Source organism: Rhodanobacter sp. UC4443_H10 (genome assembly GCF_052978325.1).
On the sequence record NZ_CM129668.1, the window covers coordinates 1,121,710 to 1,147,949 of the forward strand.

22 protein-coding genes and 1 pseudogene are annotated in these 26,240 nt (G+C 67.0%); 9 read left to right on the plus strand and 14 right to left on the minus strand.

What is annotated here, in order from left to right; translation table 11 throughout:
* Positions 1-27: 27 nt before the first annotated feature.
* The 3 genes from ACVCMB_RS05330 (at position 28) to ACVCMB_RS05340 (ending at position 5,554) form a co-directional block, all read left to right on the plus strand.
* Positions 28-480, plus strand: a complete 453-nt coding sequence (locus ACVCMB_RS05330; protein ID WP_395119278.1) for a DUF4442 domain-containing protein — start codon at positions 28-30, stop codon at positions 478-480.
* Positions 481-768: 288 nt separating this feature from the next.
* A complete protein-coding gene (locus ACVCMB_RS05335; RefSeq protein WP_447106340.1) occupies positions 769-2,646 on the plus strand; it encodes a prolyl oligopeptidase family serine peptidase in 1,878 nt (625 codons plus the stop codon).
* 178 nt (positions 2,647-2,824) lie between these two features.
* Positions 2,825-5,554, plus strand: a complete 2,730-nt coding sequence (locus tag ACVCMB_RS05340; RefSeq protein WP_447106341.1) for a M14 family zinc carboxypeptidase — start codon at positions 2,825-2,827, stop codon at positions 5,552-5,554.
* 245 nt (positions 5,555-5,799) lie between these two features.
* Here the strand turns inward: ACVCMB_RS05340 and ACVCMB_RS05345 are convergent, their stop codons facing one another.
* From ACVCMB_RS05345 to ACVCMB_RS05385, 9 genes are all read right to left on the minus strand, one after another.
* Positions 5,800-7,476 (minus strand): M28 family peptidase, encoded by a 1,677-nt coding sequence (locus ACVCMB_RS05345; RefSeq protein ID WP_447106342.1) that lies wholly within the window; start codon positions 7,474-7,476, stop codon positions 5,800-5,802.
* Positions 7,477-7,579: 103 nt separating this feature from the next.
* Positions 7,580-9,313, minus strand: coding sequence for a tetratricopeptide repeat-containing diguanylate cyclase (locus ACVCMB_RS05350; protein WP_447106343.1), 1,734 nt, complete (start codon positions 9,311-9,313; stop codon positions 7,580-7,582).
* 50 nt (positions 9,314-9,363) lie between these two features.
* The gene (locus tag ACVCMB_RS05355) at positions 9,364-9,669 is read right to left on the minus strand and encodes a hypothetical protein (protein ID WP_447106344.1); all 306 of its coding nucleotides are present in this window, start codon (positions 9,667-9,669) and stop codon (positions 9,364-9,366) included.
* Positions 9,670-9,671: 2 nt separating this feature from the next.
* Positions 9,672-10,241 (minus strand): GNAT family N-acetyltransferase, encoded by a 570-nt coding sequence (locus ACVCMB_RS05360; protein ID WP_447110595.1) that lies wholly within the window; start codon positions 10,239-10,241, stop codon positions 9,672-9,674.
* Positions 10,242-10,364: 123 nt separating this feature from the next.
* A complete protein-coding gene (locus ACVCMB_RS05365) occupies positions 10,365-12,143 on the minus strand; it encodes a diguanylate cyclase (protein WP_447106346.1) in 1,779 nt (592 codons plus the stop codon).
* 49 nt (positions 12,144-12,192) lie between these two features.
* Positions 12,193-12,489, minus strand: coding sequence for a hypothetical protein (locus ACVCMB_RS05370; protein WP_447098591.1), 297 nt, complete (start codon positions 12,487-12,489; stop codon positions 12,193-12,195).
* A gap of 111 nt (positions 12,490-12,600) precedes the next feature.
* On the minus strand, positions 12,601-13,455 hold the full coding sequence (locus ACVCMB_RS05375; protein WP_447110587.1) for an SAM-dependent methyltransferase: 855 nt from the start codon (positions 13,453-13,455) through the stop codon (positions 12,601-12,603).
* A gap of 169 nt (positions 13,456-13,624) precedes the next feature.
* Positions 13,625-14,401 carry a slipin family protein gene (locus tag ACVCMB_RS05380; RefSeq protein WP_395119288.1) on the minus strand — a complete coding sequence of 259 codons (777 nt, stop codon included), beginning with the start codon at positions 14,399-14,401 and terminating at the stop codon, positions 13,625-13,627.
* 21 nt (positions 14,402-14,422) lie between these two features.
* Positions 14,423-15,826, minus strand: a complete 1,404-nt coding sequence (locus tag ACVCMB_RS05385) for an NfeD family protein (protein WP_447106348.1) — start codon at positions 15,824-15,826, stop codon at positions 14,423-14,425.
* Positions 15,827-15,953: 127 nt separating this feature from the next.
* Here ACVCMB_RS05385 and ACVCMB_RS05390 point away from each other — a divergent pair, with 127 nt between their 5' ends.
* A complete protein-coding gene (locus ACVCMB_RS05390; protein ID WP_447106349.1) occupies positions 15,954-16,409 on the plus strand; it encodes a cupin domain-containing protein in 456 nt (151 codons plus the stop codon).
* Between the two features lie 106 nt (positions 16,410-16,515).
* Here the strand turns inward: ACVCMB_RS05390 and ACVCMB_RS05395 are convergent, their stop codons facing one another.
* From ACVCMB_RS05395 to ACVCMB_RS05405, 3 genes are all read right to left on the minus strand, one after another.
* Complete coding sequence (locus ACVCMB_RS05395) at positions 16,516-17,382, minus strand: DUF3014 domain-containing protein (RefSeq protein WP_447106350.1); 867 nt, start codon at positions 17,380-17,382, stop codon at positions 16,516-16,518.
* A 70-nt stretch (positions 17,383-17,452) separates the two neighbouring features.
* Complete coding sequence (locus ACVCMB_RS05400) at positions 17,453-18,214, minus strand: ABC transporter permease (protein ID WP_395119292.1); 762 nt, start codon at positions 18,212-18,214, stop codon at positions 17,453-17,455.
* Positions 18,211-19,137 (minus strand): ABC transporter ATP-binding protein, encoded by a 927-nt coding sequence (locus ACVCMB_RS05405; protein WP_447106351.1) that lies wholly within the window; start codon positions 19,135-19,137, stop codon positions 18,211-18,213. Before ACVCMB_RS05405 ends, ACVCMB_RS05400 begins: the two co-directional genes overlap by 4 nt.
* A 519-nt stretch (positions 19,138-19,656) precedes the next feature.
* Between ACVCMB_RS05405 and ACVCMB_RS05410 the strand changes: the two are divergent.
* Positions 19,657-20,187 (plus strand): annotated as a pseudogene (locus ACVCMB_RS05410) (lipocalin family protein); the annotation flags it as partial.
* Positions 20,188-20,260: 73 nt separating this feature from the next.
* Here the strand turns inward: ACVCMB_RS05410 and ACVCMB_RS05415 are convergent.
* Entirely contained in the window at positions 20,261-20,785 is a 525-nt protein-coding gene (locus tag ACVCMB_RS05415) for a TrmH family RNA methyltransferase (RefSeq protein WP_395119294.1), read from the minus strand.
* A 12-nt stretch (positions 20,786-20,797) separates the two neighbouring features.
* Positions 20,798-21,268 (minus strand): PepSY domain-containing protein, encoded by a 471-nt coding sequence (locus ACVCMB_RS05420; RefSeq protein WP_447106352.1) that lies wholly within the window; start codon positions 21,266-21,268, stop codon positions 20,798-20,800.
* A 157-nt stretch (positions 21,269-21,425) separates the two neighbouring features.
* On the opposite strand from ACVCMB_RS05420, the gene ACVCMB_RS05425 reads away from it, so the two are divergent.
* The 4 genes from ACVCMB_RS05425 to ACVCMB_RS05440 are packed head-to-tail and all read left to right on the plus strand — an operon-like array spanning position 21,426 to position 26,234.
* Positions 21,426-22,637 carry an HD-GYP domain-containing protein gene (locus ACVCMB_RS05425; protein WP_395119296.1) on the plus strand — a complete coding sequence of 404 codons (1,212 nt, stop codon included), beginning with the start codon at positions 21,426-21,428 and terminating at the stop codon, positions 22,635-22,637.
* A gap of 52 nt (positions 22,638-22,689) precedes the next feature.
* A complete protein-coding gene (locus tag ACVCMB_RS05430; RefSeq protein WP_395119297.1) occupies positions 22,690-23,931 on the plus strand; it encodes a putative bifunctional diguanylate cyclase/phosphodiesterase in 1,242 nt (413 codons plus the stop codon).
* 48 nt (positions 23,932-23,979) lie between these two features.
* Complete coding sequence (locus ACVCMB_RS05435; protein ID WP_395119298.1) at positions 23,980-24,747, plus strand: ATP-binding cassette domain-containing protein; 768 nt, start codon at positions 23,980-23,982, stop codon at positions 24,745-24,747.
* A gap of 5 nt (positions 24,748-24,752) precedes the next feature.
* Positions 24,753-26,234 (plus strand): ABC transporter permease/substrate-binding protein, encoded by a 1,482-nt coding sequence (locus ACVCMB_RS05440; protein ID WP_447107216.1) that lies wholly within the window; start codon positions 24,753-24,755, stop codon positions 26,232-26,234.
* Positions 26,235-26,240 lie beyond the last annotated feature (6 nt).

Here is a 26,240-nt window from a genome sequence, read left to right on the forward strand (position 1 = left end):
TGTTTCTTTTCTCGTTCCATCGCCCTCATGCGCGCCTCCACTTTTCGCCGGCTGTTCAACCTGTGGCCGCCGGCCCTCGTCAACGCGATTCGCGTGCAATCACTCAGCGAGGACTACACCGAAGCGACGGTGGTGTTGCGGCTGCGGCCGTGGAACCGCAACTACGTCAAGAGCCAGTTCGGCGGCAACCTGTTCGCCATGGTCGACCCGTTCTGGATGCTGCTGGCGATGCACCAGCTCGGCAGCGACTACTTCGTGTGGGACAAGGCCGGCACGATCGACTTCGTGGCGCCGGGCTACGAGGACGTCTACGCACACTTCAAACTCGACCCCGCCGTGGTCGATGAACTGCGCGTCGCCGCGGCCGGCGGCGAAAAAGTGCTGCGCTGGTTCGAGACCGAAGTGACCACCGCCTCCGGCAAGGTCATCGCCATCGTGCGCAAGCAGCTCTACGTTCGCCTCAAGCCCAAGGCACGCTGATCGCGCACGGCGGATGGGCATTCTCATGCCCGCGGAAGCGGCTGTCATGTCAATGTGGCCGGAGTCGACACCGGTGCGGGCGCAAGTTCCTGCGTTTCCAAAATGCGATCTCCGACTGCTATAAATAAGCGATCGCGTGGCCGCCATCCGGACGGTCGCGTCCAGGGGGGGGAATCAGAGATGGATATTCGGTGCAAGGTTGCGGCCCTGTTGCTGGTCTGTGCGGGCGTGGTCCACGCCGCGCCAGTGTCGTTTGCCGATCTGGCGAGACATCCCGAATACACGGAGGTGAAGATTTCTCCGGACGGGCAGTACCTGGCGGCAATGGGCCTGGTCAAGGGGCAGCGCTCGCTGGCACTGATCCACCTGTCCGACATGAAGGGGCACGTGGTGCGCCCGCGCGAGGGAGACGACGTCATCGACTTCTGGTGGGCTTCGCCCACCCACGTGGTCTACAGCGTCGGCGAGCACGTGGGTGGGTACGACGTGCCGCTGTCCACCGGCGAACTGTTCGGCGTCGAGGCCGATGGCGGCAATCCGCTGCTGCTGTACGGCTACCGCAAGGGCGGCAGTTCGGTGAGGTGGCTGACGCAGCGCAACGACGGCAAGTACGGCACGGCGACGTTCATCGCGCCGATTCCCGGCGATCCCAACCACGCGCTGGTCTCGATCAGCTCCTGGTCCGGCTCGGGCAACGAGGGCGAGCTGTCCCGGGCGGTGCGGATGGACCTGCGCAGCGGCGACATCGCGCCCATCATCAACGCCCCCGGTCGCGACATGACGTTCGTGGCCGACCACCAGGGCCGCATCCGCTTTGCCGCCGGACTCGACGCCAACGGCAACCCGAAGGTGTACACCCACCCGGTGGATGCGGACGGCTGGAAGGAGCTGCCGGAGTTCGAGGCCAGCCGCTCCTTTCCGTGGGCGTTCGACGCGGACGACAGCCATGCCTATTTCAGCTGCTCGCCGAAGGCGGGCGGCTTCGGGGTGTGTCGCTGGGACCCGGCCACCGGCAAGCTGACCGAGCTGTGGAGCAACCCGACGGTCGAGGCGAACGCGCTGATCTTCGGTCCCGCCGACGACCAGATCATCGGCGTCGGTTTCGAGGATGGGCGGCCAGGCGTGGCGCTGTTCGATGGCAACGCGCCGGCAGCGAAGACGGCGGTGGGGTTGATGCAGCACTTCCCTGGCGAATACGCGCGCATCGTTTCCGGCACCCGCGACGGCGCCCTCTGCATCCTGTACGTGTCCGCGGACAGCGACCCGGGCCACTTCTACCTGTTCGACCGCAAGGCCGGCAAGCTCACCTCCTTGCTGGCCACGGAACGCTGGATCGACCCCGTCCGAATGGCGACCAAGCAGCCGTTCGCGTTCTCCGCCCGCGACGGGTTGAAGTTGCAGGGTTACGCCAGCTTCCCGCCGGGGCTCGAAACCGCCCGGCACCTGCCGATGGTGGTGCTGGTCCACGGTGGCCCCTACGGCGTGCGCGACGATTGGGACTTCGACCCCTACGTGCAGATGCTGGCCACCCGCGGCTACCTGGTGTTGCAGGTGAACTATCGCGGCTCCGGCGGTTACGGCTACGCCTTCGAGAAGGCCGGCTGGCTCGAATGGGGCGGCAAGATGCAGGACGACGTCACCGACGCCACCCGCTGGGCGATCGCGCAGGGCCTCGCCGATCCGAACCGCATCTGCATCTTCGGCGGCAGCTACGGCGGCTACGCGGCGCTGGAGGGCGCAGTGAAGGAGCCCGACCTGTACAAGTGCACCATCGGCTACGTGGGCGTGTATGACCTCGCCCTGATGTACCGGCGCGGCGACATACCGCAGTCCACCTCCGGCGAGAACTACCTGCAGCGCGTGCTGGGCACGGACATGGACACGCTGGCGCGGCGCTCGCCGATCAACCAGCTGGACCGACTCAAGGCCAGGGTCATGCTGGTGGTTGGCGGCAAGGACAAGCGCGTGCCGTCGATCCAGGGCCGCAGCCTGCACACGGCCCTGCTCGACCGCCACGTGGCGCACGCCTGGATCGACCAGCCCGACGAGGGCCACGGCTTCTACGACGAGAAGAACGTGGCCGAGCTGTACCAGCAGATCGTGCAGTTCGTCGGCTCCAGCATCGGCCCGGGCGCCCCGACGGCGGTTGCCGCATCCGCCAAGTGACCCAAGCCGGCCCGGCCGCCCGCCGCCATGGGCGGCGGCCGACCGCGGCCGGCTCGGCCAGCTGATAACCACCCCGACACGGCCCGGGCAAGCGCGCCCGCGTTCTGGCACAGTGCAACGATCCGTTGCCACGTTGCGAAGGGGAGCCATGGCCATGCCCGCTTGTTGTCGAATCCCGTTGCTTGCCCTGCTGGCGTTGGCCAGTTGTGCAGCCACCGCCGCCACCGAGCCGAACGGCTCGATCACCTACGCGCGTGACCCGGCGCAACCGGTCGACCAGGCGTACACGGCGCAGATCCTGAAGGACACCACCGATCCCTCGTTCAACTCGCCGCTGACCGACTACCTGCCCGCCTCGGCTACCGTGCCGACGCCGCTGAAGGTGCTCGGCCACATCGCCGGCGCGCCGAATTACCTGCCCTACTCCACCGACGTCTACCGCTACTTCCGGGCGCTGGCGGCGGCCAGCCCGCGGGTGAAGGTGTTCACCATCGGCCAAAGCGAGGAGGGCCGCCCGATGATCGCGGTCGCCGTGGCCGATGAAGATCTGCTGGCCGGCCTGGATGCCAACAACGCACGCCTGGCCAAGCTGGCCGACCCGCGCACGATCGGCATGGACGATGCTGCCGCCGACACGCTGATCGCCCAGTCCACCCCGGTCTACTACATCACCGGCGCCATCCACTCCACCGAAACCGGCTCGCCCACCGCGCTGATGGAACTGGCCTACCGGCTGGCGGTGGACGACGCGCCCTACATCAAGCACATCCGCTCGCACGTGATCACCCTGATCACGCCGATCGTCGAGGTGGACGGCCGCGACCGCCAGGTGGACCGCTACAACTGGCATCGCGCCCATCCCGGCCGGAACTATCCGCGCCTGCTGTACTGGGGCCATTACGTGGCGCACGACAACAACCGCGACGCGATGGCGATGACGTTGAACCTCACCCGCAACGTCGCCGACACCTTCATCGGCTGGCACGCGCAGGTGTTGCACGACCTGCACGAGTCGGTGCCTTTCCTCTACGACAACACCGTCGGCGACGGCCCGTACAACGCCTGGATCGATCCCATCCTCACCGGCGAGTGGCAGCAGTTGGGCTGGGACAACGTGCAACAGATGACCAAGCTCGGCATGCCCGGCGTGTTCACCCACGGCAGCTTCGACACCTGGAGCCCGGGCTACCTGATGTTCATCGCCGCCATGCACAACGGCATCAGCCGGCTCTACGAGACCTTCGGCAACGACGGTGCCGACACCGTCAAGCGCATCCTGGAACCGGAGGAGTACCAGCGCACCTGGTACAAGCCGAACCCGCCGCTGCCGGTGGTGACCTGGTCGCAGCGCAACAACAACAATTACCAGCAGACCGGCCTGCTCACCGCGCTGAAGTATTTTTCCGACAACGGTCAGCTGTTCCTGAAGAACTACTACCTGAAGAGCAAGCGCTCGATCGAGAAACCGCAGAACGCCGGCCCGGCCGCCTACGTGTTTCCCGCCGACGACGCGCGCCCCGGCTCGCAGGCGCAGTTGCTGCGCATCCTGCAGCGCCAGCACGTGGAACTGAGCCGCAGCACGGCGCCGATCAAGGTCAGCCTGCCGGCGGCGAAGGACGATGAGGGCAAGGAGCAGCCGGCGCGCACGCGCCGTTTCCCCGCCGGCAGCATCGTCGTGCGCATGGATCAGCCCTACTCGCGCATCGCCGACACCCTGCTCGACCGCCAGTACTGGTCGCCGAAGGACCCGCAGCAGCACCCCTATGACGACACCGCCTGGTCGATGGGCGACCTGTTCGACGTGGAAGTGGTGCGCGTCACCGACAGCTCCATCCTGAAAGCGCCGATGCGCAAGCTCGACGCGGCGGTGGACGTGCCGGCGGGGCTGGCCGCGATCGACCTGCCGCACGCGAAACTTCCGCGCATCGCGGTGATGCACACCTGGCTCAGCACGCAGACCGAAGGCTGGTGGCGCATGGCGCTGGACCAGTTGCAGGTGAAGTACGACTACATCAGCACCCAGGACGTGGCGAAGCTCGGCGACCTGCGCGCGAAGTACGACGTGATCCTGTTCGGTCCGATCGGCGGTGCCAGCAGCCGCCGCATCATCGACGGCCTGCCGATGTGGGGCGAGCCGATGCCATGGAAGACCACCGAACTGACGCCGAACATCGGCCGCATCGACAGCACCGACGACATCCGCCCCGGCCTGGGCGAATCCGGCGTCGCCAATCTGAAGCGCTTCGTGCACGAGGGCGGCCTGCTGATCACCGCCGAGGACACCGCGCGCTTCGCGATCGACGTGGGCCTGGCGCCGGGCGTCTCGGTCACCCCGACCGACAAGCTCAAGGTGGTCGGCAGCGTGCTGCAGGCGCAGTTCGTCAACCGCAAGAGCCCGATCGCCGCCAGCTACACGCGCGACGACCTGGCGATCTATAGCGCCGAAGGGCAATCGTTCAAGATCTCCAACCTGGTCACCGGCGACCACGGCCTGCCGACGGCGAAGGATTTCCAGCGCGCAACCGGCCGCGGTGGCCCGCACGACACCGACACACCCGAGGGACGCGCCGCCGTCGAACCCGAGGCGCTGCCCGACGTCAAGCCATGGCAGGCCACGCCGCTCAACGCGGAGCAGCTGCGCAACAACCCCTGGGTGATCCCGGCCGACCAGCAGCCGCAGGTGATCCTGCGCTTCGCCGCCGCCGACAAGCTGCTGATCGCCGGCCTGCTCGACCACGGCAGCGAAATGGCCGAGCGCGCCGCCGTGGTCGATGCGCGCTACGGCAAGGGCCACGTGCTGCTGTTCGCCAGCAATCCGATGTGGCGCGGCGAAACCATCGGCAGCTACCCGCTGGTGCTCAACGCCATCGTCCATTTCGACAAGCTGGACGGGCCCGCGAAACCCTGAGCCGAGCACACGCGGAGGAGCCCGCTCGTGGGCGATGCTCTTGAGCAGGGATCAGGGAAGGTCCGAACAATCCGTCATCCCGGCGAACGCCGGGATCCAGCGCCTCGGCAATTATTTGAAGGCACTGGATTCCAGCGTTCGCTGGAATGACGGGCAAAGACTTGATCAAAGCATCCTTGGGGATTCGGCAAGAACAAGAGCCGGCGGACACTGCCCGCCGGCTCTTTATTGCCCGCGAAACGCGCCTAGGGTTGCTTGGCCGGCGGCGCCATCATCCTGTCGCGCCTGGCCTTGAACGGGCTGTCGGCGTACCACGCCGGCCACACGCCGGCGTGGCTCAGGTATTGGCCCAATTCGTACAGCGCCTGGGTGTCTTCGAGGATGCCCGAGTAATCCCAGGCCGGATCGAATACATCATTCGGCGTGTGGTAACGATGCGCGGTGTAATCCTCGGCGGCCTTGCGACCGGCCGCCTCGCCGCCGTCCAGCAGGTCGAGGCCGGAGCTGGCCAGCATGGCCGGCACCCCGGCGCGGGCGAAGTTGAAATGGTCGGAGCGGAAGTAGAAACCGTTCTCCGGCGTGGTCTCGGGCGAGATCACCCTGCCCTGGGCCTTCAGCACGTCGGCCAGCATGTCCTCCAACTGCGACTGGCCCTTGCCGATCACGGTCATGTCGTGGGCGCGGCCGATGATCGGCAACGCGTCCACGGCGATGTCGGCCACGGTGCGGTTGAGCGCAAACACCGGTTGCGCCGCGTAGTACTGCGAGCCGAGCAGGCCCGATTCCTCCAGCGTGGGCATGAAGAACAAGATGCTGCGCTCGGGCGGCGTGCGCTGCTGCGCGAAGGCGCCGGCGATTTCCAGCAGCATGCTCAGGCCGGTGCCGTTGTCGATCGCGCCGCCGTACACCTTGTGGCCGGGCCGCGAAGGGTCGGTGCCCAGGTGATCCCAGTGCGCGGTATAGACCACCACCTCGTCGGGCTTGTAGTCGCCGGGGATCATGGCCAGCACGTTCTTCGACTCGAAGTGGTCGATCTTGTTCCTGAGGCTGATCGAGGCGGTCGCGCCGAGCGGCACCGGCTTGAAGCCCGGTTTCGCGGCTGCCGCGGCGAGCGCGTCGAAATCCTTGCCGGCGGCGGCGAACAGGCGCGTGGCGGCGGCATGGGTGAGCCACCCGGCTACCGGCAGGCGCGGCGCGGGATCGACACTCGATGGCAGGCTCAACTGCGGGCCGCGGTTGCCGTTCTGCAACACGCTGAAGGGGTAACCCGCCGCCGCGTCGCTGGTGTGCACGATGAAACACGCCGCCGCACCCTGCAGCGCAGCCTCGGCATACTTGTAGGTCCAGCGGCCGTAATAGGTCATGGCGCGGCCGTTGAACAATTTCGGATCGCCACTGGCAAAGCCCGGATCGTTGACCAGCACGATCACCGTCTTGCCCTTCACGTCCACGCCGGCGTAATCGTTCCAGTGCCAGTTCGGCGCATCCGCGCCGTAGCCGAGGAACACCACCGGCGAATCCTTCAGGTCGACCTGCGCTTTTCCTTGCAGGGTCTGCACCACCATGTCCTGCTGGTTGGCGAAACTGGCGTGCTGCGCGCCGGCGGCGATCTGCAGCTTCACCTTGTCATTGAGCAGCAGGGTGCTCTCCGCCGGCACGGTCTGGAACCATGAACCGTGGTTGCCGGGCTGCAAGCCCATGCGCTTGAACTCGCCGACCAGGAAATCCAGCGTGCGTTGCGCACCCACCGTGCCGGGCTTGCGCCCGCCGAAGTCGTCGGAACTGAGCGTCTTCTCGTAGCGGGCAAAATCGGTCGCGTTGATCGACGGCGCCAGCGTTGCAGGCTCGGTGGCAGGGTCATCGGCCATGGCCGATGACGGCAGCACCGCCAGTGCCACGGCAAACAGCAGGAACGAACTCATCGCGCGCATCGGAAAATCCCCGGCCGGAACGAATGCCTGTTGTAACCCGCACTCGTCCCGCTGTCCACGCCGGCCGGCGCGGATGTCCTGCCGCGAGGCTGAGCTAGACCAGGCTCAATTGCACATGGCGGCTGCTGGACAGGTTGACCCGGTTGCGGCCTTCGCGCTTGGCCGCGTACAACGCGTCATCGGCATCGGTCATCAACTGGCGCAATTCATAGCCCGAGTTGGCGACCGTCGCCACGCCGAAGCTGGCCGAGACTGCCACGTTCGGCACGTCCTCGCCAAGGGAGACCGAGGCAATCGCCAGGCGGATCTGCTCGACGCGTGCAACCGCCTGGTCCAGCTCGCACTCGGGCAGCAGCACGCCGAACTCCTCGCCGCCGAGGCGGCCGAACAGGTCGGTGGAGCGCAGATGCGCCTGACAGGCTGCCACCGCGCGTCGGAGCACACGGTCACCCACCGCATGGCCATGGGTGTCGTTGACCTGCTTGAAATGATCCAGGTCCAGCAGCACCAGGCAGGCCACCCGGTCGGACTTGCGGCAGTACTGCAGCAGCCGCTCCGCCTCGCCGACGAAATGCTGCCGGTTGAAGATGCCGGTAAGCCCGTCGCGCCGCGCCAGTTTCATGAACTTGAGCTGCGAGCGCTTGATGCGATAGGTGATGAAGCCGATGGAACACAGCAGCAACACCAGCAGGATGATCCACAGCCGCCCCGCCTCCACGGCCTTCTTGCTGAGCGCCTGCTGCAGCTGCAGGATCTTGTTCTGCTTGGCCAGCGTGTCGACCTGGAGTTTTTTCGCAAGTACCTGTTGCTTGACGGTCTGGTAGGCGAGCGCACGGGCACTGATTTCGTTCAAATAGCCCTTGTCGGCTGCCATGTACTTCTTGTGATATTCCAGCGCCGATTGCAAATCGCCCTGCCCTTCCTCGACCAGGTACAACACGCGATAAGCAGCGACAAGTCCTTCGGAAAACTGATTAGGCGCCACATGATCAATGGCTTCCAGAGCCGATTGCCTGGCGGCCACAGGATCATTGGTCTCCAGATACGCCCGCGCCAGCATGGCATCAAAAAACAAGATGATCGGAGGATAACGAGTAGCCTTGGTAGCAGCGAGGCTGCCTTCGAGCAGCCGCAGCGCTTCCTGCGCGCGCCCTTGATCCAGGTTTCGTTCTGCCACGTAGACGCGAACGAAGCTTGAGTAGATTGGCTCGCCCACCTTCACGCAGGTATTGATACCGCTCGATGCCTGCTGATCGAACAGATCGAACCGCTGGTTCTTGTACAGCGCCAGAAGTTTCAGGGCAATGGCTTTGCAGGCACCCGGACCACTCGGATTCTCTTTCAGCAACCGATCCGAATACTGCGTCGCAAGCTCGTATTGCCCTGCCTGCGAATAGAGTTGCACAGCCGTACCCAGCGCTTGCAAACGGGCATCCTTGTCGGTGATATGTGGCAAGTCATCGAGCAACTGGTTCATGCGCGCATACGCTTGCTCGTAGTGCGCGCCAATTCCAAGGACGTTGACCACGGTCAACCCGGCCCGAAAGCGCAGCACCGGGTCGGTGGATTCGTCCATGACCCGGCTCAACAGCGGAACCGCCGCATCGTACTTGCCCGCATAGCTGTACTCGAAACCCTGCAGGTAGAGCAGATACATACGCTGCTGGGCCGACAGCTTCAGTTCCGTATCGTCGAGGCGCCGCAGCACTTCGGCGAACTTCGCATGATTGGAAGTGCGGTAGTTGTCAGCTTGCCTGAGCAACTGCGCCGGGTCATCGGCAGGAGGCACGGCGGCGCGCGCCGTACCTCCTGCCACGATCAGTAGCATCACACCTGCCGCGACCCAGAGGGAATGCCACCTGCTCATGCAAGTTTCAATCAGGTTCGCAAAGCCGCGATGGGGCGGATAGCTCTTGCCCGGCTTTCCTCTTCCTCAGGCGATGGAGTGTTTTCATCCTCGCGCTCGTTCTCGCCTTCCTCTTCCTCCGCAGGAAGCAGCAGGCAGCAGATCTGTCCGCCTCCCCGCAACCGATCGAACGCCGAAAAATCCCTCGCCAGAATCGCCTCGCGCATCTCGGGGTCCAGCCGCTCGCCATCCAGGGCCGACTCCAACTCGGTCGCCGACGCGTACCTCAATCGAGCGTCGTGCCCCACCCTTTCCAGAAAATCGATCACATTCGACATAGTTACCTCAATGGTTGAAATGGTTTGATGCCCGGCCAACACGAACGCTGAACCGACCAGCGACACTCAGGAGAAGATGGCCGCCCTGCCGGCAGCTCATCACTCACCTTGAAACCAACGGCTGCAACTAGCCGCCGCGCTGCCGGGTTGTCCCGCGAAAACTGTGCCCCTACCTCATCTGCAGCTGCGACGGTGAATACACGATCCACCAGTGCTGCAAGTCCTTCCCGCGCCAGTCCCCTCGACCGCGCCGACCTGATCAATACTAAGCCAACTTCCAACCGGATGGCAGCGGCATCGAAACGCGGCAAACCGCAGATGCCAAGTGGCTGCCGAGACCCCTTGTCGAGCATGGCCAGATAAATGCACGACGGAGGATGCCGTCGCATCCCGGCCATGATCGCGGGAAATACCCTCGCTGCCTGTTCCAGGGAAAGCGGACGCCCAATATGGTGCATGGTTTCCTGATCGGTGTAGAGCCCAATGAACAACGCTTCATCGCCCGCGGCTAGAGGGCGCAAGCTCAGTCGCGCGGTCTCGCATGAAAACGTTTCCGGAGTAATTGCGGACATCAGCAGCAAGCGACGATGCAGGTTTTGCCGTCCAGCCAGGCCGACGGCAAATCCTGGTCGGAACCCTTTCCGTTGCAGCAGGAAGTCAGCAGGCAATCCCTTGCCGCATACGCCTCCGATGACTCACGCATGGCCCGGCTGTACAGATCGACAGTTGGCCAGGCTGACCCGGTTGCGCCCCTCGCGCTTGGCCCGGTAAAGCGCGTCGTCCGCGTCCGTCATCAACTGGCGCAGTTCATATCCCGAGCTGGCGGCGGACGCGACGCCGAAGCTGGCCGAGACAACCACGCCGGAGCCCGCCTCGCCGGCAGGAACCTGGGCAACGGCCAGGCGCATCTGCTCCACGCGCTCCAACACCTGCTCCCGCCCGCACTCGGGCAGCAGCATGCCGAACTCCTCGCCGCCCAGCCGCCCGAACAGGTCGGTGGTCCGCAAGTGCTTCTGGCAGGCCCCCACCGCACGCCGAAGCACGCGGTCGCCCACCGCGTGGCCATGGTTGTCGTTGACCTGCTTGAAATGATCCAGGTCGAGCAGCACCAGGCAAGCGTCGCGGCCGGACTTCTGGCAATAGCGCAGCAGCCGTTCCGCCTCGTTGACGAAGTGCTGCCGGTTGAAGATGCCGGTGAGTCCGTCGCGCCGCGCCAGTTTCATGAACTTGAGCTGCGAGCGCTTGATGCGATACGCCCACAAACCGATGGACGCGAGTACCAGCAGCAGCAACAGGATGTACAGGCGGCTGGTTTCGACCTCCTTGCGATCCAGCTCGCCCTGCATCCCGAGCAGCTTGTTTTTCTTGTCCAGCTCTTCGACCTGCAGTTTCTTCGCCAGCACCTTTTGCTCGACGATCTGGTAGGCAAGCGCCTTTGCACTGAGGCGATCCATGTAGCCGTCGTTGGTGACGACGAACTTCTCGAGATTCTCCAGCGCCGCACGGTCGTCGCCGGTCTTCTTGTCGACCCGATAAAGCACGTGGTACGCCCGGGCGGTCGACTCGGAATACGGCCTGCTGGCGTTCGTCACCAGGGCCTGATTGGCAAACTTGGCAGCCGAGACAAGGTCGCCACGCTCCAGGTGCGCCTTGGCCAGAGTGGACTCGAACTCCGCGACCTGGGGCGGAAAGCCTGCTCGCAGCACCTTGGGATAGCTGGTCTGCAACAAGCGGATGGCGGAGTCGAGGCGGCCTTGCCGCATGTCGAAACTCGCCAGCAAATACTGGAAGCTGAGTGCGAAAAGCGTATTGCCTGCCTTGCTGCATGCTTCCGTGCCATCGCGAAGCTGATCGGCAGCCAGCTTCGTGGTGCCACTTTCAAACAAGGCCTCGGACTTGTAGAACCACCCCCTGCAGGCGCTGCGCGTATCAGTGCTCTCATTGATGATCTGATCTGCGTAACGCGAGGAGGCTTCATACTGACCTGCCTCGTTGTACAACTGCGCCGCGACACCAAGTCCCTGCACACGGACATCGTTTTCCTCCATCTTCGGCAGCTGCTCCAGCAGCGAATTCAGCCTGGCGAAGGCTTCCTCGTAGCGGGATTGCGCCACCAGAAGGTCAATCACCGTGGCTTTGGCGCGAAACGCCAGCACGGGATATGCGGTCTGACCCGCGATCGCCGTCAACGGCGGCAAGGCGGCGTCGAAATTGCCGGCAAAAGCGGCCTGCCGGGCCAGAAGATAGCGGCGATGCACTTGCTGCTGCGGAGAAAGCTCCCGCACAGGCTTGGCGAGCCGGCGCATCAATTCGTCGAACTCGACACGATTGGAGGACGGAATGCTTTCCGCCTGTTTCAGCAGTTGCCCGGGGTCGTCCGATACGGACGCGGGTACGGTGGCGAGACCCGCCACTGACCAGAGCAGAAGCGCAGAACATGCGAAAGCCAGCCTGTAGCCGCCAGCCTTGTCCATGGGCTAGTCGGTGGTCGCCAGCGCAGACAAGACAAAGGGCGAATGATCCTCAGTCCCCATCCCTTTTCTCCTTCCTTTCCTCGTCACGCTTCTTTTCCTCGCTTTCCTTGCAGTTGCCGTCACATTCCTCCTGCTCCTCATCGGGCTTGGCCGGGTTGATCAAGCAGCAGAACGGATCCTGCCCAAGCAACGCCTGCAAGCCCGGGCCATTTCTGGCGAGGATCGCCACCCGCATCGCCGGCTCCACCACCGCCCCGGACAGCGCAAACTCCACTTCATCCTGCGACGCGTAACGCAGCTGCGCGTCTTGCCCCAGGGTCTCAAGAAAATCGATAACGTCGAACACCTGATGATTCCCCCTACCTCGCTGATTGACAACTGGCCGCCAGCTCCAGTCTTACTGCGACTCCCTGCTCGCAACGGCGCTCTTGTCAGGCACGGCTGCGCCGAGGCCATCTTACGCTTGGTTTTTGACGCCTTGCAGACTCGATGCGGCAGCATCGCCGGCGGCTTCGGACGCCGCCTTGTCAAGCACATCCAGCCTCGCCCTCATCTCGTGGTCCACCGACAGCGCCCGCGCCGGCGGCACCACCACCGTATCGGCCATGCCCACCTCCGCTTGAGGCAGCTCCCCCAGCGGCAACCGCTCGATCCGCGCCTGCTGAATCGGCAGGGTCGGTGCGCGGTAGATGATGACCTCATGCTCCGGCGGGTAGTCGCGCGAGAGCACCTCGACCAGCAGTTGGCGGTAGGCCGGGCCGGTGGAGAAGCGCGCCAGCGACAGGTCGCCGACCAGGCCCACCTGCCACAGCATCAGGTAGGCCGTGGGGTCGATCCGGCGTCGGTAGAACAGCAGCTGGCTGGCCTCGTAGTGCTGGCAGCCGACGCGGCCGGGGTCGATGCCGAGATCCGCATAGAGACAATCCTCGGCGGAAATGCCCGGCTCCATGTGCGCGGCGTAGCCTTCGCCGCGGGCCACCTCGATCGCCTTGTGCGGCGCCCAGGCGAATACGCCGGGATGGCCGTAGAACACGCCGCACACCTTCTTGCCCGCACGCACCTCGGTGAGGATGGCCTCGACCATCTCGCGGTAGGTCTGCATGCGCGACTTGCCCTCGCGGTAGTACACCTGCAGGCTGCGCACGTCGCGGTGCATGCGCTGCAGCCACAGCTCGACGATGCCGTCGGAGAGGCCGGCGAAAACCACGTCGGCCTGCTCGATGTGGCTGCGCGCCAGCGGGCCGAGGTGCGAGCCCAGGGTCATGCCCAGACCCACGCAGACCAGGCTTCCCGTTGAATATCCTGCTTCCATCTTGTCGCTTGCTCGCAAAAAAAAAATCGTCCCCGAATCGAGCCTGCTCCCGCAAAAGACTCCGATTTCCGTCATTCCCGCAAAAGCGCGAATCCGGCGGCTTTGGCAGCAGGAGGCCCGTCATCCCCGCCTTGGCGGAGATGACGGGCCTGAGCAAGTATCATTCGAATCAAATCCTTGTACCTGAATCCGGCTTCGGCGGAAATGCCTCCATCAGCGGCCGGATCAGGTCCAGCGGCAGCGGGAACACGATGGTCGAGGATTTGCCGTTGTTGGACATGTCGGCCAGCGTCTGCAGATAACGCAACTGCAGCGCCTGCGGCTGTTGCGACAGCATCGCCGCAGCATCGCGCAGCTTCTCGGCGGCCTGCATCTCGCCTTCGGCGTGGATCACCTTGGCGCGGCGTTCGCGTTCGGCCTCGGCCTGGCGCGCGATCGCCCGCACCATGGTCTCGTTGAGATCGACGTCCTTGATCTCCACGTTCATCACCTTGATGCCCCACGGGTCGGTGGCCTCGTCCAGGGTGACCTGCAAGGTGTGGTTGATCGACTCGCGCTGGGACAGGATCTCGTCCAGCTCGTGCTGGCCCAGCACCGAGCGCAGCCGCGTCTGTGCCAGCTGGCTGGTGGCCTGCAGGAAGTTCTCCACCTCCAGCACCGACTTGTCCGAGTCGACCACGCGGAAGTACACCACGGCATTGACCCGCACCGAGACGTTGTCGCGCGAGATCACGTCCTGCGGCGGCACATCCAGCACGGTGACCCGCAAGTCCACCCGGATCATCTGCTGCACCACCGGGATCAGCAGCACCAGGCCGGGGCCCTTGGTGCCGGTATAGCGGCCCAGGGTCAGCACCACGCCGCGCTGGTACTCCGGCAGGATCTTGATCGCGGCGAACAGCAGCAAGATGCCGAGGATGATCAACACACCGACGAATCCGAACATGGTCTTCTCCTGTCAAAAACCTCAAACGGTCGCGACGGCAGGGGCCGGCTCGACCCACAACAACAAACCTTGCCGCGACACCACCCGCACCGCGGCGCCCGCCGGCAGGTCGACCGCGCAGCGCACGCGCCAGCGCTCGCCGTGCAGCATCGCCCAGCTCTCGCCGCCGGCAGCCACGCTTTCCAGCAGGCGGCCGGTTTCCTCGACCATCGCGGCCTCGCCGCCGAACGGCGGTGCGCGGCGCGCGCGAAAAACCAGCCACACCACCGTGCCCAGCAGCGCCGCGAAGCCCACCGCGATGCCGCCGATCACGCCCAGGTTGACCGCGTAGCCGGGCACGCCGGTCTTCATCAGCATCACCGAGCCGATCACGAAGGCCGCCAGCCCGCCCACGCCGAAGGCCCCCACCGTGGGATTGACCGCCTCGGCCACCAGCAGGCCGATGCCCAGCGCCATCAGCGCCAACCCGGCGTAATTCACCGGCAGCAGCTGCAAGGCGTACAGGCCCACCAGCAGGCTGATCGCGCCCACGATGCCGGGGAGCATCGCGCCGGGGTGCATCGCCTCCACCGCCAGACCGAAGATACCGCCGAGCAGCAGCAGGTAGGCGATGGTCGGATTGGTGATGATGCCCAGGAAACGGGTGCGCGCGCCCGGCACGTAGTCGCGCACGCTCGCGCCCGCCAGTTGCAGGGTCAGCTGGCGCTCGCCGACGCGTACCGCGCGTCCGTCGGCCTTCGCCAGCAGGTCGGCCACGTCGCCGGCGACGAAGTCGATCACGTGTTGTTGCGCTGCCTCGCTGGCGGTCAGCGTCGCCGCGCCGCGCACCGCCTGCTCGGCCCAGACCGCGTTGCGATGGCGCAACTGGGCCAGCGAGCGGAGGTAGGCGATCGCGTCGTTCAGCACCTTGTTCGATTCGGCGTTGTCGCCGGCCTCATCCTGCGCGGGCGGCGCGCCGGAACCGGCCCTGGCCGGCTCGCTCGCCTGCGGCACCGGCAACGGCATCGGCGTGGCGCCACCCAGCGATACCGGTGTCGCCGCACCCAGGTGGGTGGCCGGCGCCATTGCGGCAACCTGCCCCGCATAAAGGATGTAGGTGCCGGCCGAAGCAGCACGCGCACCACCCGGCGCCACGTAGACCAGTACCGGCACCGGCAGCGCCAGCATGCGGCCGATGATCTGGCGCATCGACTCGGACAGCCCGCCCGGTGTGTCCAGTTGCAGCACGATCGCCACCGCGCCGTCGGCTACCGCGCGTTGCGCCGCGTCGTCGAAGTACTCCGCTGCAGCCGGCCCGATCGGTCCGTCCAGGGTGATCCGCGCCACCATCGCCGAAGGCGCAGCCACCGGCGGTTCGGCGCGCGACGGGGCCGACGGCACCAGCCACGCCAGCATCAGAACGATCAGCCAGCAGCCACGCATCATGATTCCGTCCTCCGCGCACGGTCTCGCGACGTCGGCCCACTGTAGCCGGTCGGGTGTACAGAAAGCGCTCATTCACGGCAACGGCGCGCTTTCGGTGGACAATCGCCATCCACGCCGGAGAATCCCCATGCCGAAGATCGATGTCAGCCAGGTGCCCGAGCGCAAGGGCTCGGGCTATCCGCCGCCGTTTGCCGCCTTCGCCGGCGCGCGCACCGGGCAGGCGCTGGGCGATGCCGGCGGCCTCGCCGATTTCGGCGTCAATCTCACGCAGCTTCCGCCGGGCGCGTGGTCGAGCCAGCGGCACTGGCATACCGACGAGGACGAGTTCGTCTGCGTGCTGTCGGGCGAGCTGGTGCTGATCACCGACGACGGCGAGCAGCCGCTGCGCACGGGCGAGTTCGCGGCGTTCCCGAAGAACTGTCCCGACGGTCATCACCTGGTCAACCGGAGCGCACAGACAGCCGTCTATCTGGAGATCGGCAGTCGCCACGCGGACGACCGCTGCCACTACCCCGACATCGACCTGCACTGGGACGGCGCGGCCGGCGTCTACACGCACAAGGACGGCTCGCCGTATCCGTAGGAGCACGCTTGCGGGCGATGCTTTAGTAGCTGGGATTCGGGATTCGGGATTCGCGAGAGCATCGCCCGCAGGCGGGCTCCTACCCGTTGATGAGTCGGCAGCCTGGCTATTTCAGCGTGGCGGCTCCAGTGGCCGAACCCGCCGCGGCAGGCTGCAGGTGCTGGCCGACCAGCAGGCCGCGGATCGTGCGCAGCCGGGCCTTGATCTTCGCTTCGTTGGCCGCTCCGGTGCGCAGCAGCAGGCGCTGGCCGGCGGAGCGCGCTTCCAGCGCCGGATCGGCGAACACGTACTGGCCCCTGGACGGCAGCAGTGCCGGCGGCGTGGCAGGCTCGGGCGCGGCGAGCAGGTTGTCGATCACCACGATCAGGCGGTCGTTGAAGTAACCGTGCGGGTAGCCCAGGTGTTCGTAGGCCTGCTGGAACAGCGGATAGGCGTGCACGTACCAGGCCACCAGCGCCTGCGGATCGACCTGCTCGACGATCGCCATGTACGGCGCATAGCGGGCGGCGTTGGCTTCGCCGATCACGGTTTGGCCGTCCATCTCGCCGGTGACGAAGGCACCCTTGGGCGGCCTCGCGGGCATCATGATGCCGCCGAGGCTGCGCCCGGGCATGGCGTCGATGCTGGCCACGATGCGGTTGATGATCTGCGGGCGCACCAGCAGCAGCGACAGCTCGCTGTCGCCGGCCAGCCGCTGCAGGGCGGCCAGCACGTCGTCGTCGCTCTGGTCCAGCGCCGGCAGCGGCGCGGTGGAGGCGCTGGCCGGGACGGCTTGCGCCTGCGCCTGCGCGATCGGATGCTGGGTCGGCGCCACCGCGCTGCGGCTCGTCGCCGGTTGCGCCGTTTCCGCCGTCGGCGGGCTCGCCGCCTCGGGCTGCATGGCGCGTCGCACCAGCCAGCCCCCCGCCCCGACCAGGACGATCACCACGATCGCCGCGGCGACCCAGCTTCCGGTTGATGTCTGCCTGCGCATGAACTTCCCCGTGGTTGCCTTCAAATAGTGCTGGGACTGGAGCCCGCGCGATTCGTTCAACCGGCGTGGTTCAGGCCTTCAATCGGTAGCCGCTGCGGAAGATCCACCACACCAGTCCCAGGCAGATGCCGAGGAACACCAGGGTCATGCCCAGGCTGATCCCCACGCCGACGTCCGACACGCCGTAGAAACTCCAGCGGAACCCGCTGATCAGGTACACCACCGGGTTGAACAGGGTCACCTTCTGCCACAGCGGCGACAGCATGTGGATCGAGTAGAAACTGCCGCCAAGGAAGGTCAGCGGCGTGACGATCAGCAGCGGCACCAGTTGCAGCTTCTCGAAGTTGTCCGCCCAGATGCCGATGATGAAGCCGAACAGGCTGAAGGTCACCGCGGTGAGCACCAGGAACGCGACCATCCACAGCGGGTGCGCGATCTCGAAGGTGACGAACAGCCGCGCAGTGGCCAGGATGATCGCGCCCAGGATGATCGACTTGCTCGCCGCCGCGCCGACGTAGCCGGCGACGATCTCGAACGGCGACACCGGCGCCGACAGGATCTCGTAGATGGTGCCGACGAACTTGGGGAAATAGATCCCGAACGAGGCGTTGGAGATGCTCTGCGTGAGCAGCGACAGCATCACCAGGCCCGGCACGATGAAGGCGCCGTAGCTGACCCCGTCGATGCCGTTCATGTGCGAGCCGATCGCCGCGCCGAACACCACGAAGTACAGCGATGTGGAGATCACCGGCGAGACGATGCTCTGCAGCAGCGTGCGCCGCGTGCGCGCCATCTCGAAGCGGTAGATCGCGCGGATGCCGTGGATGTTCATGCGCGCTCCCTGACCAGGTCCACGAAGATGTCCTCCAGCGAGCTCTGGCTGGTCCTGAGATCCTTGAAGTCGATGCCCAGTTCGCCCAGCCGGCGCAGCAGCACGTCGATGCCGCTGCGCTCGTCCTGCGCGTCGAAGGTGTAGACCAGTTGCTGGCCGTCAGCGGACAACTCCAGCGCGTGGCCGGAAAGTTCGGTGGGGATCGCCGCCAGTGGCGACTGCAACTGCAAGGTGAGTTGCCGCCGGCCGAGCCTGTTCATCAGCTCGGCCTTGTCCTGCACCAGGATCAGCTCGCCCTTGTTGATCACGCCGATGCGGTCGGCCATCTCCTCGGCCTCGTCGATGTAATGCGTGGTGAGGATGATGGTGACGCCACTGGCGCGCAGGCCGCGCACCATGGTCCACATGTCCCGGCGCAGCTCCACGTCGACGCCGGCGGTGGGTTCGTCCAGGAACAGGATGCGCGGCTCGTGCGACAGCGCCTTGGCGATCATCACCCGGCGCTTCATGCCGCCGGACAGGGTGATCATCTTGTTGTCCTTCTTGCTCCACAGCGAGAGGTCCTTCAGCACCTTCTCGATGTACGCCGGGTCTGGCGCCCTGCCGAACAGGCCGCGGCTGAAGCTGACCGTGTTCCACACCGTCTCGAACGAGTCGGTGGTCAGCTCCTGCGGCACCAGGCCGATCTGCGAGCGCGCGGCGCGGTATTCGCGCACCACGTCGTGGCCATCGGCCAGCACGGAGCCTTCGCTGGGATTGACGATGCCGCAGATGATGCTGATCAGGGTGGTCTTGCCGGCGCCATTGGGGCCGAGCAACGCGAAAATCTCGCCCTGGCGGATCTGCAGGTCGATCGGCTTGAGCGCCTGGAAACCGGAGGCGTAGGTCTTGCTGAGCTGTCTGACGTCGATGATCGGCTGCACGCGATCTCCTGGGCCTGGGGACGGGCGACGGGAACGGGCGATGGTATGCCCTTCGCCGCGCCACGGCCAGCCGCTGCCGCACCCCTGGACTTCCTCGCTCCTCAAAGCTGCGGCCATCCATGGCCGCTCCCCGCGTGCGGCGCCGCGCCTGCGCTCAGGGCGAACGGCGATGTCGTTTCCCGCTCCCCATTCCCGATGCCGCCCGACGGCACGCCCTTCCCCGCAGGCGGGCCGCCCATCTTCCTCGCCACCGCGCTGATCCCGCTCTCGCTGGTGGTCGCCAGCATCGGCCTGCTGCCGTTGCTCGAAGGCCAGGAACTGCCGCCGGAACCGGCGGTCCTTCGTGAGGAGAACATGGCCCGCCGGGCCGCAGCCATCGCCGCCGTCGTCTCGGACGAGGTCTCGCACCGGCGGGTGCGCGAGATCGACCTGCAGGAAGCACACTACCGCCAGACCGCACGCCCCGGTTCCGCGATCCTTCCGGCCGATCGCTCCACGCATTCCCCAGGGAACCAGACCATGCGCATGTTCCGCCAGTTGCTCATCGTGGCAACCCTCGCCATCGCAGGACCCGCTGCCGCCGCCAGCCTGCCGAACCGGCCGGTGCCGTCGCTGGACCTGCATCGGTATGCCGGCCAGTGGTACGAAATCGCGCGCCTGCCGATGTACTTCGAACGCGAGTGCCTCGATGCCGTCGTCGCCACGTACACGCCGAATCCCGACGGCACCATCCACGTGCACAACACCTGCCGCACCCGCAAGGGCCGGTCGTCGGTCGACGGCGTGGCGCGGATGAAGAAACACCAGCCGGCCGCGCTGGAAGTGCGCTTCGCGCCTGCCTGGCTGACCTGGCTGCCGATGGCGTGGGCCGACTACTGGGTGATCGAGGTGGACGCCGACTACCAGTGGGCGGTGATCGGCGGCCCCGGCCGCAACCACCTGTGGATACTCTCGCGCCAGCCCACGATGGATCCCGCACTTTTGCAGACCCTCGTGGAGCACTCGCGCCAGCGTGGCTATCCGGTCGACCGATTGATGATGACCGCACCCGCCGGTGCGCCGGACCAGCCCGCGGAAAGCGCGCCGTCGCCGAACGGAACCCCACCCCTCCACGACCGTGGCCTCAGGCCGGCGGCACCGGAAACGCGCGGATGATTTCGAACGTCGCGATCGCGCAGGCGGTGGCCACGTTCATCGACGAATGCGCGCCCAGCATGGGGATGTGCACGGTCTGGTCGGAGCCGTCCAGCAGGGCCTGGCTTACGCCGCGGTTCTCCGAACCGAGCACCAGGCAGATGCGCTCGCCCGCGGCCACCGGCAACTCGCGGATGTCGATGCTGGCGCTGGTGAGCTCCAGGCTGACGATGCGGTAGCCGGCGGCCTTCAGTTCGTGCACTACCGGCAGCGGATCGTCGTCGTGGCGGAACGGCACGTGCTGCTCGGTCGCACGCGAGGTCTTGCGCAACTTGCGGTTGGGCGGCACCGCCGAAGCGCCGGTGAGGTGGATCATCTCCACCCCCAGCGCGTCGGCAATGCGGAACACGCTGCCCACGTTCATCGGCACCTCGAAGTCGTGCACCAGGTAGCGCAGCGCGAACGCGGAACGCGCCGGGCGATGCTGCAAATGGTCGAGCTGCCGGTTCGCCATGCCGCGACCGGCTCAGGCCAGCAAGAGCAGCAGGGGCGCGGCAATCCCGCCCAGCAGCACGGCGCCGAACAGCCGCGGCCGGCGAGTGAAGCGCCAGGCCATGTACAGCCCGCTGCACACCGACATGAACAGGCCCAGCGCGATCGCGGCGAAGAAGATCTTCATCGGCAGCAGGTTGCGGCGCGCACCGGGTGCCGCGGGCGCGCCCTGCACCGCTGCCCGCGCGACCGGCGCGGCCTCGGCCGCCGCTGTCGCCGGACGCGGACGCCGCACCGGTACCTCCAGGGTCTGCTTCTTGTGCAGCTGCGCCATGCCGGCCAGCCACGCCGGTGGCGCGTAGCTGCTGCCGCGGCTGGCCTCATGCAGGCCGAAGGTCTGCAGGCCGCCGCTCACCGCCAGGAACAGGAGCATCGGCGCGGTGAACACGCCGAGGTAGAGATGGCAGCTGCGAACGAAGCGGATCAGGCGATGCGACGACGGCATGGGCGGCGATATCCACGAAACGGGCGCACAGGGTACGCCGCCGCATGGCGCACCGGCCAGCCGTTGGCACGGCAATCCGCACTGCTGCTAACCTCGCCGCTGGACCGCCGCGATCGCGTTGCCGTGGCTCGGCGTCCACCATCGGTCGGAGCAGTGCGTGGCTTTCGAAATCGAAGAGCGTCGGATCGACGTGGCCGATCTGCAGCTGGGCATGTTCGTGTGCCGGCTGGATCGGCCATGGGAGGAGACGCCATTCGCACTGCAAGGTGTCGCGCTGACCCGGCTGGAGGACATCGAGACCCTGCAGCAGTTGTGCCGCGAGGTCTGGGTCGATGCGCGCCGCCTGGTGCCGCCGGACGCGCCGCAGGCGCTGATGCGCGCCGACGCCCCGCGCCACCGCTTCAGCAGCCGCACCCATTACGCCGATCTCGCCGCGGTCGAGGACGAGGCGCCACGTGCCCGCGCCGCGCTGGAGAACGCCTCGCAGATCGTCGATGGCCTGTTCGAGGACGTGACCAGCGGCCGCGAGCTGTCGGTCGAGCGCGTCGAGCAGGCGGTGCGCCCGCTGGTGGCCACCGTGCTGCGCAGCGCGGATGCGTTCTTCCTGGTGGAGGGCCTGCGCCGCAGCGACAGCTATTCCTACAGCCACGCGGTGAGCTGCAGCGCGCTGGCCGCCGCGTTCGGCCGACACATGGGTTTCGACGAGGAGACCATCTTCAGCCTCGCCGCCGGCGGCCTGCTGATGGACGTGGGCAAGACCCGCCTGCCGGAGCAACTGCTGCAATATCCGGGTTCGCTGGCTCCCAGCGAGGTCGACATCATCCGCTCGCACATCGGCCACGGGCTGGCCCTGCTGGACGAGGCAGGCATCGCCAACCTCGACGTGCTCGACATCGTGCGCACCCACCACGAGCGCCACGACGGCAGCGGCTACCCGGACGGCCTGGCCGGCCACGCCATCCCGATCAGCGGGCGCATGCTCGGCATCATCGACAGCTACGACGCGATGTCCAGCGCGCGTCCCTACCGCGCGCCCATTTCACGCCACCAGGCGCTGCAGCAGATCTACGCCGCACGCAACCGCCTGCATCAGGCCGAGATGATCGAGCAGTTCCAGGTCTGCCTCGGCGTCTACCCCACCGGTTCGCTGGTGGAACTGAGCACCGGCGAGGTGGCGATCGTGATGGCGCAGAACCAGGTGCGCCGGCTGCGCCCGCGGGTGGCGATCCTGAGCGAGCCGAACAAGCAGCCGCTGGACGATTTCCGGGCGGTGGACCTGATGCAGCTGGACGACGACGAGGGCGTGGACATCGTGCGCAGCCTGGCGGTCGGCGACTACGGCATCGATGCCAGCCGCTTCTTCCTGTAATGATGACCACCCCGACGCCTGTCCGCCCGCCTTCCCCCTGGCCCGCCGCCGCATGCTGAATCGCGAACACATCTTCGAGCAGATCGACGCGCACATCCGCGCCAGCGCAGGCGAGCGTTTCGCCGTGCTGATGCTGCGCGTGCCCGGCCTGCGCGAGATCAGCCTGCGCTTCGGCTACGCCCAGGGCGAACAGGCCGAGGACATGGCGCATGCGCTGATCCAGCGTTCGCTGCGTCCGATCGACCGCGTGTTCCGCGCCGGCGACGACAGCTTCGTCGTGCTGCTGCCGGATATGCTCAGCGCCAACCACGCCCTGCTCGCCGGCACGCGCCTGACCCAGGCCTTCGAGCAGCCGCTGGACGGAACCGCCTCGCCCTGGCTGGTGCGGCCGGTGATGGGCATCGCGCTGTATCCCGACCACGGCCCCGGCGCCGACCGCCTGTGTCGCCGCGCCAGCATGGCGCTGGACGAGGCGCAGCGGCGCGGCGAGCTGTACGTGGTCTACGCGCCGCACGACACCCAGGTCGAGATCTTCTACGACGAACTGCGCGAGGCGCTGGACGCCAACCGGCTGCAGGTGTTCTTCCAGCCGATCTGGAACCTGCAGAGCGACCGCCTGGCCGGCGCCGAATCGCTGGCGCGCTGGAGCAGCCCCAACCACGGCGAGGTCTCGCCCGCCAACTTCGTGCCGTTCTCCGAGCAGAGCGACCTGATCTCGGTACTCACCCGCTGGAGCATGAACACGACCCTGCGGCACGTGGCCAGCCTGCCCTCGTTCCAGGGCCTGCGCTTTGCGATCAACTTCTCGCCGCGCGTGCTGTCGCGCCCGGGCATGGTGGAGCAATTGACCGGCGCGCTGGAAATCTGGGGCGTGCCACCGACGGCGGTGATCGTGGAGATCACCGAGACCACCCTGGTCAACGACCTCGAGCTGAGCGTGCAGGTGTTGCGCCGGTTGCGCGACCGCGGCATCGGCATCGCGATCGACGATTTCGGCACCGGCTACGCCTCGATCGCCTACCTGCGCCAGTTCCCGGCCACCGAATTGAAGATCGACCAGTCGCTGATCGGCGCCATCCGCAGCGAACCGCATACCGCCAAGCTGGTACGCGCCATCATCAACATGGCCCATCACATGGACCTGGCCACTACCGCCGAAGGCATCGAGGATGCCGCCACCCAGGCGTTGCTGATCGACATGGGCTGCGACTTCGGCCAGGGTTTCCATCTCGGCCGCCCGCAACCGGCCGCCGACTTCATCGCGCGCTTCGCCACCACGGTGCCGCCCGCGTGAGCGCGCACCGGACCACGCCACAGGGTGGTTCCCGTCGCGCCCGGAACCATGGGCGCCGCTGAGGTCGGCGGCGGCATCCGCTTCGCGCTCGACGGCGCCAGCAAGCGGTACGGCAAAGTCGTGGCGCTGCAGCGGATCGACCTGGCCTTCGCCGCCGGCAGCACCACCGCGCTGATCGGCAGCAGCGGTTCGGGCAAGTCCACCGTGCTGCGCCTGCTGCTGGGGCTCGAGCGCAGCGACAGCGGCTGCGTGCGCGTGGACGGCCGCGCCCTGCAGCCGGCCGACATCCTCGCCTTGCGCCGTCGCGTGGGCTACGTGATCCAGGACGGCGGGCTGTTTCCGCACCTCACCGCCATGGGCAACCTCGGCCTGCTGCCGCAACACCTGGGCTGGGCGCCGCAACGCATCCGCGAGCGAGCGCAGGCGCTGGCGCAGCTCACCCGGCTGCCGTCGGACGCGCTGGCGCGCTACCCGGCCGAACTCTCCGGCGGCCAGCGCCAGCGCGTGGCGCTGATGCGCGCGCTGATGGTCGATCCCGACGCCTTGCTGCTGGACGAACCGCTGGGTGCACTGGACCCGATCGTGCGCCACGAATTGCAGGAGCAGTTGCAGCGCATCTTCGGCGAACTGGGCAAGACGGTGATCGTCGTCACCCACGACCTGGCCGAGGCGGCCTGGTTCGCCCCCCGACTGGTGCTGCTGCGGCGCGGCGCGGTGGTGCAGGACGGCAGCTACGCGGATCTGCGCGACCGCCCGGCCGACGACTTCGCGCGCCAGTTCGTGCAGGCGCAACGCACGCTGCCGGCCACGCCATGACCGGCATGCCTGCCCGCATCGCCATCGTGCTGCTCGCCGGCCTGCTGCCGGTGCTGGCGATCGCGCAACCGGTGCGGATCGGCTCCAAGCAATTCACCGAGTCGGTGATCCTGGGCGAGATCGCGCGACTGGCCGCACGCGATGCCGGCGTCCAGGCCGTGCACCAGCGCGAGCTGGGCGGCACCCGCATCCTGTGGAAGGCCCTGCAGCAGGGCGACATCGACGCCTACCCCGAGTACACCGGCACACTGACCCACGAGCTGCTGCAAGACGTGCCGGCCGACGCCGACATCGCCACCTTGCGCGCCCGGCTGAAACCGCTGGGCATCGGCATCACCGACCCACTCGGTTTCGACAATACCTACGCGATCGGCATGCGTCAGGACGAGGCGGCGCGACTGGACATCCGCCGCATCTCCGACCTGCGCGCACACCCGTCGCTGCGCTTGGGCTTCTCCAACGAGTTCATGGACCGCGGCGATGGCTGGCCGGGTTTGCGTCGCGCCTATGCCCTGCCGCAAACGAAGGTCAGCGGGCTGGATCACGTGCTGTCCTACCGCGCGGTGGCCAGCGGCGCGGTGGATGCGATCGACCTGTACAGCACCGACGCGGAGATCCCCTACTACCACCTGCGCACTCTGCTCGACGACCGCCACTACTTCCCGCGCTACCAGGCGGTGTTCCTCTATCGGCTGGCGCTGGAGCGGGACGAGCCCGCCTTCGTCGCCGCCCTGCGCCGCCTCGCCGGCCGCATCGACGAGCAGGCGATGCGCACGATGAATGCCGCGGTGAAGCTCGACGGCCGCCGCGACAGCGCGGTGGCCGCCGACTTCCTCGGCACCCGCGTCGAGGCGGGGCGGCGCGGCCTGTGGCAGCGGCTGCGCCAGCGCAGCGTGGAGCACATCGAGTTGGTGGCGAGCTCGCTGGGCCTGGCGCTGGCGCTGGCGATCCCGCTCGGCATCGTCGCCGCGCGTCGGCGCCGGCTGGGGCAACTGGTGATCGCGGCCACCGGCGTGCTGCAGACGGTGCCGTCGCTGGCGATGTTCGTGTTCATGATCCCGTTGCTGGGCATCGGCACCTGGCCGGCGGTGGCCGCGCTGTTCCTGTACAGCCTGCTGCCGATCGTGCGCAACACGCATGCCGGCCTGGTCGGCATTGCGCCGGAACTGATGGAATCGGCCGCGGCACTGGGCCTGCCACGGCGGGTGCGGCTGCGCCGCATCGAATTGCCGCTGGCGATGCGCTCGATCCTGGCCGGCATCAAGACCGCCGCAGTCATCAATGTGGGCACGGCCACCCTGGCCGCGCTGATCGGCGCCGGTGGCTACGGCCAGCCGATCCTCACCGGCATCCGGCTGGACAGCATCCCGCTGATCCTGGAAGGCGCGATCCCCGCGGCGGTGCTGGCGCTGCTGGTGCAGGGCCTGTTCGAACTGGTCGAGCGCTGGCTGACGCCGCGCGGGCTGCGCCTGCAGGCGCGGCAATAAACGGCC